This is a genomic window from Nostoc sp. ChiVER01, from assembly GCF_034531155.1.
In the GTDB taxonomy this organism is placed as follows: domain Bacteria; phylum Cyanobacteriota; class Cyanobacteriia; order Cyanobacteriales; family Nostocaceae; genus Nostoc.
This window is the reverse complement of sequence record NZ_JAVRBS010000041.1, coordinates 22,124-34,591: the sequence shown is the minus strand read 5'-3', so window position 1 is coordinate 34,591 and position 12,468 is coordinate 22,124. Positions and strand designations below refer to the sequence as shown.

The window sequence follows — 12,468 nt, the reverse complement described above, 5'->3', positions numbered from 1 at the left end:
CAAGGCAGATACAGCGAAGCCGAACCCCTTTTCATCCAAGCTTTGGTACTCAGGCGTCAACTGCTGGGTGATGAACATCCAGATGTCGCCACTAGCCTTAACAACTTAGCTAATCTCTACAACTCCCAAGGCAGATACAGCGAAGCCGAACCCCTTTTCATCCAGGCTTTGGCACTCAGGCGTCAACTGCTGGGTGATGAACATCCTAATGTCGCCGCTAGCCTCAACAACTTAGCATTACTCTACTACTCTCAAGGCAGATACAGCGAAGCCGAACCCCTTTTCATCCAAGCTTTGGCACTCAAGCGTCAACTGCTGGGTGATGAACATCCAGATGTCGCCGCTAGCCTCAACAACTTAGCTAATCTCTACGAATCCCAAGGCAGATACAGCGAAGCCGAACTTCTGTACCTGCAAGCTTTGGATATTCTTGAGCGACAGTTAGGGGTAAATCATCCTAATACTGTTACTACTCGTGACAATTTAGCATATCTTCGCGTAGGCGAAGCCCGCCGCAGGCATCGCCTCTCCGCACCACAGTAAAATTTTGACTTTTCGGCAAAGTGTACCATCCTAAAACTTAGACACGCGATTCGTCTAAACTAAAATTCATATTAAATTAAGTAAAAATGCTTGATTGCTTACTCAAAAGAAGCTTTTACTTCTTCAAAAGCAGCTTTTGATTTCGCATTTTAGTGTTTTCCACAAACAAAAGCAGCTTTTGCTTTTTCAAAAGCAGCTTTTAATTTCGCATTTTGGTGTTTTCCGCAAACAAAAGCAGCTTTTACTTCTTCAAAAGCAGCTTTTGATTTCGCATTTTAGTGTTTTCCACAAACAAAAGCAGCTTTTACTTTTTCAATTGCCTGAATGTTTTCTCATTTGAGTAATTCACGCATTCATTTTGGTATATCATTGAACCGAAAGCTTGCTTGCGTAGGCGTAGCCCGTCGTAGACATCGCACGATAGAAAATCAGATAATCATCTACAGGAAAGCTACGTAACAAAGGTAAAAGTTCACAGCATCAAAACTACTGTTGTCAGCAACATAATCAATAATGCTTTCAATATCCCGACTTGCAGGAGCAGTAAATCTACAAATATTGCTCATTCACCAGTCTGCTGACGACGCTGCTGTAGCTTCTGTTCTAGTTGATGAAAAACCGTTTCTCCGTCAATAACTTCCCCACGTTCCGAAGCTTCTACCCCAACCATGATTTCTCGTCGCAATTCATCAAATCTACCCTTATAAATAGATTCAGTTTCCTCCAGCAGTTTAATACCCGCAACAATCACTTCCTCTGTGGAGGCATACTTACCACTGGCAACTTGACTTTGGATAAATTGCTCTAATTCTGGAGTAAAGGAAATATTCATATATACTATTTACCATAGTATGTGCCTTTATGCTCCTATTTTAGAGTCTTGCCGGATTTTGGTAATTTAATGATAGGCTTACATCCGGTGACAATGCGATCGCATTCGACCTAGCGTAATTGGGTTATCACCATAAAAAAATAGCCCCCTGAATTCAGGAGGCGCATCACCAAGGTGGTGGAAAGACGCGGCATTTCGCGTCTCTCATTTTAACTAGCAACGTATTCTTTAACATTGGCACGACGGCGACGCAGATGAGCCAAAGCTTGATGCTCTAACTGACGGACGCGTTCACGGCTGAGATTCAATCTCTCACCCACTTTCGCCAATGACATTTCGTTACCATCTTCTAAACCAAAACGCAGGGCTAAAACTTGTCGCTGTTGCGGAGTTAGTTCTGCTAGGAGGTTGTTCAAGTCTTGGCGTAAGAATTCCTGGTTGGTGTAATACTCTGGTGACGGGCCATCATCTTCGAGCATTTCTTGCAACTCAGTATCCTGGTTATCGCCAACTTTAACATCCAAAGAGACTGGTTGACGTGCCATGTTCAGGTACTCGCGGATCTGAGCAGGTTCTATTTCCAGTTCTTTAGCAATTTCGGCTGGAGTAGGCGATCGCCCCAAAGTTTGAGCTAATTCGCGCTGCACTTTCTTGATTTTATTCAGTTTTTCGGTAATGTGGATTGGTAAGCGGATGGTACGACCTTGTTGAGCGATCGCACGGGTAATTGCTTGGCGAATCCACCAGTAAGCGTAAGTTGAGAACTTATAACCCCTCATTGGGTCAAATTTCTCTACACCTCTCTCTAATCCTAGTGTTCCTTCCTGGATTAAATCCAGAAACTCCATATTCCGCTTTTGGTACTTTTTAGCAATAGCAACGACCAAGCGCAAATTCGCTTCGATCATTTTTTGCTTCGCCCGCTTACCTTGCGCTACCGTTTGTTGGATCTCAGTTTCCGATTGTTGAACGTGGTCAGCCCATTCTGACATATCCGGTTCGCGGTGCAGTTTCTTCGCTAAAGCTTCTTTGGCGTCGATGAACTTCATCATTTGTTGCACCTGCTTTCCATAGACAATCTCTTGTTCACGGGTTAGCAGTGGTACACGACCAATTTCTCGCAGATAGGTTCGCACCATATCAGCCGTGAATTTGGTATTGAGGTTTTCCGTTTGGGTGTTGACAGTAGGCATTGATGTGTTATCCTCTACTCCGTAAACACAATGTATATTTTCTTACTAAATTCGGTGGAGAAAGGTAGTACATCTATCACGAAATATCGGGAGCTATCAAAAGTAATTATCAATTGACCTAGCCGTTGTTGAGACGTAAACTCCCAATAATAGGTTCCCCTACCTTCCCTAAATTTTCAATCTCTTAAATTTTCAATTTCTATATAAGCACGTTGGTTGTTTTGGAGAATTCTTCTTTTAGGCAGTTGCTAATAGCAACTGGAAATCCGAAGTCGGTATGAGTTCCATTTACTTTATAGTACGATAAATCAGGCAAATAGTAAAGTATTTTAAGATAAAATCTTTAATTATAATTCAAAATTGCCGATTTGCCAAAAAAAAATAAACTTCCTTGAAATTACTGACTATATCTATAGTGACGCTAAAAACCTCTCTTCTGTTGCCCAAAACTAGCCGGATAACCGAACTTAATTTCTTGCGATAATGGAGGGATGTTACGAATTGGGCATGGGGCATTGGACATAGGGCATTGGGAAAATAACAAATGACCAATGACTATCTAGAATCCCAGGTCAGCCTTGGCTAGTTCAGCAGCAGCAAATACTTCTGCGTCAGGTTTTTCTTCCCAGGCTGGTTCACCAATTTCTTCGTAAAAAGTTGCGTCGTAAGGACGGGTACGTACTACTACTGGCATAGGAACAGCATGACCCAAAATTAAAGCTTGTTGCTTAGAGTCTAACTTTGCCAATACCGATCGCAGTCCGCCACCACCAGATACACCCGTAAAAATCGCGTCAATGTCTTTTTCATCATTAAGCAAAGCGGTAATCCGAGTCCCAATCTGGGACATGACTTCATTATCAATACCCGATGGACGTTGATCAACTACCAAAAGTGTGACGAAATACTTTCGCAGTTCCCTAGCGATAGTCCCAAAGATAGTACTTTGTACGATAGCCGGGTCAAGGAAACGGTGCGCCTCTTCAATAGTAATCATCAATGGCGTGGGGCGATCGTTCGGGTTCTTGCTTTGCAGGAATTTATCTGCCTTTTTGACGTAATGCTCGTGGATACGTCGGGTGATCATATTCGTCACCAACATATAAGAGAGCATATTAGACTGGGAACCAAATTCTATCACAACATTCTTCCCAGCTTCCAGACACTGAACAATTTTACTAATGTAATTTTGGGGGCAAACTGCTCGCATATACTTCAAGCTATCCATCCGCAAGAGTTTGCGCTGCAATGCCATAATCGAGCCTTTGTGTCCGCGCTTCTCCTCGCAGAACATCTCGATTTCTTCGTTAGTCATGTTCAGCAACTGGACAATCCAAGACTTGCCAAACTCGCTATACAGAATATTGGCATTATCCAAAGCTGCGTCAGAGAGTCCTAAATCTCGGCTACATAACTTAATATCTTCAACTTCAATTTGCTCATAACTCAAATAGAGTTCTTGAGCATCACGCACACCCCGGCGCTTTGTCGATTCTGGGTCGAGGGTGTAAACTTCTACCTTGCTAGGAAATAATTGTTTTAAACCTTTAACTGTATTTACGTTCTTCCCTTCTGCGACGGCTTCCCAGCCATACTCAGAGTGCATATCAAAAATCAAGTTTACTGCTGCACTTTTACGGATAACGCCAGCTAAAAGTAACCGTGTTAGGAAGGATTTACCAGTACCAGATTTTCCAAAAACCCCATTACTCCGTTCCACGAAGCGGTTTAAATCGATGCAAACGGGCACATCCATATCTAAAGGTTTACCGATGGAAAAATTACGCCTTTGGGGGTCATCTTCCCAACCAAACACCCGGCGAAAATCGTCAACACTTGCATCGTAAACTTGGCTAAAGTGGCTAGGAATAGTTTTAACAGGCAACAATTCCATTGTAGTGCTGGTTTGTGGCACAAATGAAGCCAAACCTGTCACCGATGAGAGAAAGGGATTTGTCGTGCCATTTGTTGGAGAGAAAGATTCTTCCGATTCGGGAGTGAACATCAACATCGGTGCGAGGTTGATAGTACCATAAGTACCACTTCCGGCTAAAACATCTCGTAAAAAGGTGTCTTCCCAATTAGGGGGATTAGCAATAATTCGGGCATTAGCAGCCCCCAATGCTACATCTGTCAGCATACAAAAAAAGCGCGATCGCATCCCTTGCACAATAAGAAATTTACCCACCCGCATATCTTCTACAGAAATGTCGGGATGCAATCGTACTTCTAAGCCTTCAGTTAGAGAACCTTGAATGACCGAACCTAATGGCTGTGCTGAATTCATCTGATTAGTCATTTGTCATTTGTCATTAGTCATTAGTTATTTTCCTCCATACCCAATGCCCAATGCCCAATGCCCAATGCCCATTACCTAGTCAATCTGAATCGAAGTTGGCGCACTTCCTGTTGGGGGAGTGGTACTGATTAATGGTTTGCGGAATTGGGCGTAAAGGCGATCGCGCCAGGTAAAGAATGGTTCATAATCTATATTCTCGGAAAAGATTGGTAATCCTTTACCTCTAATAGAAGCTGGTAAATCCAGATAGGGGCCAGGGGGGAACTTGAGCAATATCGATAAACCAGCTACTGCCAAGTCAGCTAAAGTCGGCTCATCTCCTGTTAAATAAGGACTATCTGCCAATAATAACGTTAGCGCTTCCAAGTCTTGTTTTAAAGATGCGATCGCTGACTTTATCACATCTGGACTATAACCTACCCCAAAACCCAATACTGACAGGAAGTCAGTGGGTACTCCTTCAACCAGACTTTTAAATATATCTGGTGTTGAGGTAGGTAATAAAGACTTGCGGAAATTTTGGTCTTGACTTATGGCTGCAAATAGTGCTTTGCGACCTTTGATGCCTATAGACTCATCCGCCCATTCTTCTATTAATAAAGTTAAACCCCGTTTTTTGGGATCTTGCGGTATTATTGGGCGATCGGGATACTCTAAGTCTAAATACTTAGCTATTTCCGTAGAATCCGCAATATATCTATTACGATCCTTTAATACCGGGACTTGTTTCTGACCAGTCAGCCGGAATAGTTCTACCTGTCCAATCCCAGGCGTAACCTCTATTTTGCGGTAATCTAGTCCTTTAAAATCTAGAATTAGGCGCACTTTCTCTGAGTATTGAGATAGTTCCCATTGGTATAATTCCAGCATGTTGTATACCTTATAACTGGTCAACTTCTTAACTTTACAATTGTATCTTTAGTTAAAGTAATTTTTCTTTACATTATTTACTTTTTGGCTATCTAATTGAGATTTTGGTTGAACTTATGCCTGATTTTTAGCAAAATCATCGAATTAAAAAGCATTATTTTCTGATTAAAATATTAAATAATTAAATTTAGCATACATAGATAAATTTAACCGCTCAGTTGTAGGTCTTCAGCAGTTACTTTAATTTTTGCCACTGTTTAGACTAAGTTAGATATCTAGGTAATTAATTTCTGTGCTTTTGTTGAATAATCAATGTTTAATTCAGAGATATCCCCTTATTACTTATGGGGTTCAGTACTTTTTAATCACCTATTTTCTTGCGTATAATTGTATATAATTTTACTCTTAGTTAAATAAAATACTGATGCTAACTTATTTTAACTCATACCTTGTAGATGTGAGATTTTCATACTTTCTGAAAGTTCACTCTACAGCTAGGAGGCTTTTTAACTCTTTTTGATATGAGGGAAAAAATATAATCATCATATAAAATATATGCTAAATATATTTCATAATTCTTAGCGCAAGCCGAGTTTGATATTTTACCTGATCGGCACAAACTCTTCTGGGACAAAATTTTTCTTCGCTCTTAGGTTAGATTTTGTGTATAGCAAAATGTTATAAATCTTTATGTAATGTGTGAACAAAAAAACAAACAAAATTTATGAAGACAAATTACAGCAAATTGCTGATCACGTTGGCAGGCATAGCAGGATTTAGTAGTTTCAGCCTGGTTATTACTTTACCATCTGAAGCTAAAGAAGCACTAAATCCTAACCCCAGTATTTTTAACGAAGCCCCCTATAATAAGGGTCAACGTCTTCAAGTCAACACTCAATACACACCTGTTGAAGCTGCTTCCGAAATAGAAAAGGGCAATACCAAACGTAAGCAAGTAGCACAGAAAGGTAGTGTAACAAATCCTAGACCAAGTATTTTCAACGAGCCACCCTATAATCGTGGTGGTAGTAGTGTTACACCTGGTGAAGTTCCACCCCGCCCCCTACCTCCTACCCCAGGAACTCAACCCTCTCAAACACCTGCTCCAACTCCATCAGCACCAGGAGCAAGCGGCAATCAAGGTAAAAACTTGTTAGGTTTGGCAGAGTCAAACGCTTCCTTTACAACCTTAACTAAGGCTTTGAAAGCAGCAGGGTTGACTGGAACTTTGCAAGGCAAAGATAACTTTACCATTTTTGCGCCTACTGATGCAGCTTTTGCTAAGTTGCCACAAGATGCTTTGCAAGAATTGTTAAAACCAGCTAACAAAGAAGTATTGATCAAGATTTTAACTTACCATGTAGTACCTGGTAAGGTATTGTCCACCGATTTGAAATCTGGTGAAGTTAAAAGCCTTGAAGGTGGCGCAATCAACGTTAAAGTTGATCCTACCACCGGTGTAACTGTCAATGATGCTAAAGTGACACAGGCAGATATCACAGGCACTAATGGTGTAATCCACGCAATCGATCAGGTAATTTTGCCTCCTGACTTGTAGTTTTGAGATATCAGTACAACTAGAGCAGATTAGTGGTCTGTCCCATTAATTTTGCGGGATTGTAGAGACGCGAAATTTCGCGTCTCTACAGGGTTTTGGTAACAAATAAACTAATAATCAGAACTTATGGTACAGACCATTGGTAGTCTGTCAAGCGAGTTTTGAGGGTTTGTAGTAAGCACTTTAGTGCTTAAAAAACAAGGACTAAAATCTTTACTACAAACTTATTTACCCCTCAATTACAAAACTGACAGACTACGCACCTTTAGTTCGCAAGGCTAGACATTACATCCCGTGCAACTGCTAAAGTCTGCTCAATGTCTTCTTCAGTGTGAGCAAAAGATGTAAACCCAGCTTCAAATTGAGAAGGTGCTAAGTAAACACCACGCTCTAACATCCCCCGATGGAAACGTCCAAATTTGGCTGTATCAGAGTTTTTGGCATCTTCGTAGTTATGAACTGGGCCAGAGGTAAAGAATAAGCCAAACATGGCGCTGATTTGACCACCGCAAGCCGCATGACCAGTTTCTTTGGCAATTTGCAGTAAACCATCTGCTAACTTCTTAGTAATCCGCTCAAGATACTCGTAAGTACCTGGCTTTTGCAGCAATTCTAAAGTCTTAATACCAGCAGTCATCGCCAAAGGATTACCAGAAAGAGTGCCAGCTTGATATACGGGGCCGGCGGGGGCAACCATTGACATAATATCTCGGCGACCGCCATAAGCTCCTACTGGCAACCCACCACCAATTACTTTACCCAAAGTCGTTAAGTCGGGAGTAACACCAAATTTTTCCTGAGCGCCACCGTAAGCAATACGGAAGCCTGTCATCACTTCGTCAAATACCAATAATGCTCCATGTTCGTGAGTCAGTTCTCGTAATCCTTCTAGGAAGCCAGCGTCAGGTGCAATAAATCCAGCATTACCGACAACTGGCTCAAGAATTACACCAGCAATCTCGTCACGGTTTTCTTTAAACAAGGCTTTGACGGATTCTAAGTCATTAAAAGGCGCAGTGAGAGTGGTGCTAGTTGCCGATTTTGGAACTCCTGGGGAGTCTGGCAAGCCAAGTGTAGCAACACCAGAACCCGCCTTTACTAGAAACGTATCGGCATGTCCGTGATAGCAGCCTTCAAACTTGATGATTTTGTCTCTTTTTGTGAAAGCCCGCATAAGTCGCAAAACTCCCATGCAGGCTTCAGTTCCAGAGTTAACAAATCTAACCATTTCGATGCTAGGAACGGCATCGATAACCATTTCTGCCAAAACATTTTCTAGGACTGAGGGAGCGCCGAAACTCGTGCCTTTTTCTAAAGCTTCATGCAAAGCTGCAATTACTTCTGGATGAGCATGACCGCAAATCGCTGGCCCCCAAGTACCTACATAATCTATATATTGGTTGCCATCTACATCCCAAATATATGCGCCTTTAACACGATCAAAAACGATGGGTTGTCCGCCCACAGACTTAAAGGCACGAACCGGAGAACTGACTCCTCCGGGCATGAGGTTTTGAGCAGCAGCGAAGATTTCTTGTGATTTTGTTGTTTTAATTGTGGTATTTACCAAGGTTCTCTCCTAACAGTGGGCAATAAAAAGCTCTATCTTAGGATAGTTTCAAAAACTACTCAGAATTTCTATCCTATATACATAGCTGAACCAAAAAATAATAATATGTTATACAACTCGAATAAAGATTTACCTCTAGATATTCAAACTCGATTATCTGAAGCATACCAGGATCTTTACCGAGCAGCTTTTAATTCGGCGATCCATTGGTATGGTGAAGCCTCAAAAGCTCACAAAGTCGCTTTGAGTGCTGTAAAGATGCAGTCTGCTATGGAACGGAATGTTCTTGTTTAGAGCTAGATAAAATAGTTCAATTCAAAAAAACATGCCAGTTGCCCTATTGAGAATGGTATCGTGAATCCATGAATTATTCTCATTAGAGCAAACTAGCTGGTATGTCTTCTAACGATTCGCACTCTCTGCATAACGCTATCCCTGTTGAGGAAATTCGCTACGATGAACGGGGTCTAGTACCTGCAATTGTTCAAGATTATTTGGATGGTACTGTCCTGATGATGGCGTGGATGAATCAGGAGTCGTTACAAAAAACTTTAGAAACTGAAGAAACTTGGTTTTGGAGTCGTTCCCGGCAAGAATTGTGGCACAAGGGGGCGACTTCTGGGCATATTCAAAAAGTGCAAAGTATCCGTTATGACTGTGATAGTGATGCGCTGCTCATCGGGGTAGAGCAATTAGGAGATATTGCCTGCCACACTGGAGAACGCAGTTGCTTTCACCAAATAGAAGGGAAAATTGCCCCACCACCAGGGGATACATTGTCGCAATTGTTTCAAATAATATGCGATCGCCGCGATAATCCGACAGAAAGCTCTTACACCTGTAAACTATTCGCAGGTGGTGATAACAAAATATTGAAAAAGATTGGTGAGGAAACCGCCGAGGTGGTAATGGCTTTTAAGGATGATGAAGCAGATGCGATCGCAGGTGAAGTGGCTGATTTGCTGTATCATACTTTGGTTGCCTTAGCTCACCATCAAGTTGATTTAAAATCTGTATATCGCAAGTTGCAAGAACGTCGTCAATGAAAAGGAAAGGGGGCAGGGAGCAGGGAGCAGGAGGAAAGAGGCTTTTTTGATTTTTGCAGAGATGCGGTAATCATAGATTAACCGGACTTGAGATGAAACCCTTTTTGCAGGAAAATTCCAGTATTCTTTCTCCTCTGCTCTCTGCCCCCTGCTCCCTGCTCTCTTGCCTCTTCTGCCTCCTGCTCCCCTGCCTAAATAAGCGCCTCTACTCAGACAAAATTCGATTGAGATACTGTAAAATTGCCACAGCGATCGCTACACTCAAGATGAAGCATAGCCAGTAACTATTGGTAATAATTTCTGGTTGATCTAATGCCCATCCACCCAAGGGATGACCAATAAATGAGCCAACAGCCCAGCACAAAGCATTGATGGAAAAATAAACTCCGCGTTGATTTTCCGGGGCTAACTCAGTTACTAAAGAGGCAGCAGATGGGGTATAGGAGACAATCGCTACAGCAAATACTCCTAATGCCACTATTGCCCAAACCAGATTATCAGATGGGGCAATGCCGCTTACCCAAATCAGGCCAAAACCAACTGCCCAGAAAATAGCAGAAACAGTAAGCGCGAGTGTGTGTGAGCAGCGTTTTAAAATGCTAGTTACAGGTAACTGGCAGATAATGGCAAACACCAGATGCCAAGCAAATAAAACGCTAATCGTAGTTTGAGCAAATCCTTCGCTAGTACTTTTTATAACAAAGTTTTTGAAGAAAAGCGGCAAAGTACTGTGAATTTGAGAAATATAGATTGTGAAAAATATATTAACTGCTATATAAACTAGGAAACGGCCATCTTTTAATACTGCTATCCAAGAAGCAAAAAGTTCTGTCTTTTCAGATTCTTCTATCTGCTGTTGTTCAGTTTTACTAATTCCTACATAGATAACCCCAAAAAACACTAAAAAAGAGATGGCATCAATCACAAAAAGCCATCGATAACTCCCAATTACTGAGATCAAAAAACCCGCCAGCATAATTCCGATCGCTAACCCAAGATTATCAGCTAGGCGAGCGATCGCAAAAGTTTCGCGGCGATTGTCAATCTGACTAGCGTCAGCAACAACAGATTCAGCAGCAGGCCAATAGAAACCTATCCCTAAACCACTAATCAAGCTACCAATTACCAAAATCGTAAAATTATCAGTAGCTGCTAAAACCAGAGAACCAATCGCAGAAATCACCGTGGCTAGCAATAAAGTGCGGCGGCGTCCCCAGTGTTCAGAATCAGCCAAAGAACCACCTACAATCCGCCCTACAACGCCGGAAATCGAAGCGCTACCCAAGGCTACCCCAACACTGGTTGCAGATAAACCAACTTGATTGACAAAAAAGATCGGGGCGTAAAACAGCGTACAGCCAGTACCAACTTCCGATAGAAATCTACCAATTGCAAAAATCCATACCTGGGGATGTATCGAAGGCAGCCACGATGATAGCTGCGATTGCGAAGCTAATTTCATAAGTTTAAATGTCATGGCTTCGTGACATTTTTGTAATTCTTATCATTGGCTGCTATTTTCCTCACTCATTCCACAGGGTTTCCACAGGGATTTTAACAGTTTTCCACAGGTTCTCTACGAGCTAATGGGCTTCTTACTCTCCTGTTGGGGATTGTTGATAAACAGTAGGAAGGAACTTAAAGGACTGAGTTCTTATAAAGTTACGTAACGAAAAATGGCTTTAAATACCTATTGTAGCGTTCGCAATTATTTTTTATACACTCGTTTTTAACATTTCGCAGCATTGACAAACCCACCCCCTCTTGGCGCACAATGATTCGGCTTGCTTTTGTAATCCGTTCAACCGTTGGCATCAAATGTGTAAAATATATTACCACCAGATGTAAGCGTAGATTGACGGGCTGGCGAAAGGGCGTGTGAAGTAGCCATAAGCCGCTTCAGCGCAAGCAACTTGTCCCTCTTGATTATCCTCATAGGAGGAAAATCTCATGAAAGCAACGGTTAGCATCTTTACAGAAATTCCTGAAACACTCCACGAATCCTTAAAAAACTACTTAGAAACCCATCCTGATTGGGATGAAAACAGAGTATTGACGGCGGCGCTATCATTGTTTTTACTCCAAAATGGAGATAGCGATCGCCGTGCTGCTCGAGTCTATCTGGAAACTTTATTCCACCACTCCACAGTACAAATGCCCTGTACCGACTCACCCGCAACAGCTAATTTACTAGACACCCCATAGGTACTGGTATGAAGCCTTAATAGGGGCACGGTTTGCCGTGTCCCATTAATGGGATTTTGATCCAAAGCGATCGCTTATATCGGGGTAATATTACAACAAAAAAGAACAGTAGATTTGAAGAGATTCCACTAGTTTCTCTTGTTGCCAAAACTAGTTGGTAATAGTGCAAAATTTAGAATTGAAACAAAACTTGAATATATTTAGCTGACCGTTAGTACTTGTTACATAACGGTTTTATTTTGAATACCAAGATGCTCGTATGGTCGCTTTGCCGTGTATTGGTGTTTATCTCATACATTCCAAATTGCCATCGGTATTTTGACTTCTTCTATAATTTCTTGATCGTGTTGAA

10 protein-coding genes and 1 pseudogene are annotated in these 12,468 nt (G+C 41.8%); 5 read left to right on the top strand and 6 right to left on the bottom strand.

Annotated elements, in window-relative coordinates; genetic code table 11:
• Positions 1-543, top strand: a 543-nt coding sequence (locus tag RMY00_RS33035; RefSeq protein ID WP_322651582.1) for a tetratricopeptide repeat-containing protein, incomplete at its 5' end; no start/stop codon positions are given.
• Between the two features lie 562 nt (positions 544-1,105).
• Here the strand turns inward: RMY00_RS33035 and RMY00_RS33030 are convergent.
• From RMY00_RS33030 to RMY00_RS33015, 4 genes are all read right to left on the bottom strand, one after another.
• A complete protein-coding gene (locus RMY00_RS33030; RefSeq protein ID WP_322651581.1) occupies positions 1,106-1,375 on the bottom strand; it encodes a type II toxin-antitoxin system ParD family antitoxin in 270 nt (89 codons plus the stop codon).
• Positions 1,376-1,584: 209 nt separating this feature from the next.
• On the bottom strand, positions 1,585-2,568 hold the full coding sequence (locus RMY00_RS33025) for an RNA polymerase sigma factor, RpoD/SigA family (protein WP_190731209.1): 984 nt from the start codon (positions 2,566-2,568) through the stop codon (positions 1,585-1,587).
• Positions 2,569-3,127: 559 nt separating this feature from the next.
• Positions 3,128-4,855: an ATP-binding protein gene (locus RMY00_RS33020; protein WP_322651601.1), complete on the bottom strand. Its 1,728-nt coding sequence runs from the start codon at positions 4,853-4,855 to the stop codon at positions 3,128-3,130.
• Positions 4,856-4,942: 87 nt separating this feature from the next.
• On the bottom strand, positions 4,943-5,737 hold the full coding sequence (locus RMY00_RS33015) for a glutathione S-transferase family protein (protein ID WP_322651580.1): 795 nt from the start codon (positions 5,735-5,737) through the stop codon (positions 4,943-4,945).
• Between the two features lie 724 nt (positions 5,738-6,461).
• Here RMY00_RS33015 and RMY00_RS33010 point away from each other — a divergent pair.
• Positions 6,462-7,295, top strand: coding sequence for a fasciclin domain-containing protein (locus tag RMY00_RS33010; protein ID WP_322651579.1), 834 nt, complete (start codon positions 6,462-6,464; stop codon positions 7,293-7,295).
• Between the two features lie 265 nt (positions 7,296-7,560).
• On the opposite strand, the gene hemL is transcribed toward RMY00_RS33010, so the two are convergent.
• Positions 7,561-8,865: a glutamate-1-semialdehyde 2,1-aminomutase gene (gene hemL, locus RMY00_RS33005; RefSeq protein WP_322651578.1), complete on the bottom strand. Its 1,305-nt coding sequence runs from the start codon at positions 8,863-8,865 to the stop codon at positions 7,561-7,563.
• 105 nt (positions 8,866-8,970) lie between these two features.
• Between hemL and RMY00_RS33000 the strand changes: the two genes are divergently transcribed.
• Together RMY00_RS33000 and hisIE are read left to right on the top strand one after the other, a co-directional pair.
• The gene (locus tag RMY00_RS33000) at positions 8,971-9,159 is read left to right on the top strand and encodes a ChaB family protein (RefSeq protein ID WP_100899632.1); all 189 of its coding nucleotides are present in this window, start codon (positions 8,971-8,973) and stop codon (positions 9,157-9,159) included.
• A 101-nt stretch (positions 9,160-9,260) separates the two neighbouring features.
• Positions 9,261-9,911: a bifunctional phosphoribosyl-AMP cyclohydrolase/phosphoribosyl-ATP diphosphatase HisIE gene (hisIE, locus tag RMY00_RS32995; RefSeq protein WP_152588002.1), complete on the top strand. Its 651-nt coding sequence runs from the start codon at positions 9,261-9,263 to the stop codon at positions 9,909-9,911.
• Between the two features lie 205 nt (positions 9,912-10,116).
• Here hisIE and RMY00_RS32990 read toward each other — a convergent pair whose 3' ends face one another.
• A complete protein-coding gene (locus RMY00_RS32990) occupies positions 10,117-11,373 on the bottom strand; it encodes an MFS transporter (RefSeq protein WP_322651577.1) in 1,257 nt (418 codons plus the stop codon).
• A 488-nt stretch (positions 11,374-11,861) separates the two neighbouring features.
• Here RMY00_RS32990 and RMY00_RS32985 point away from each other — a divergent pair.
• Positions 11,862-12,053: pseudogene (locus tag RMY00_RS32985) on the top strand (DUF2811 domain-containing protein); the annotation flags it as partial.
• Positions 12,054-12,468 lie beyond the last annotated feature (415 nt).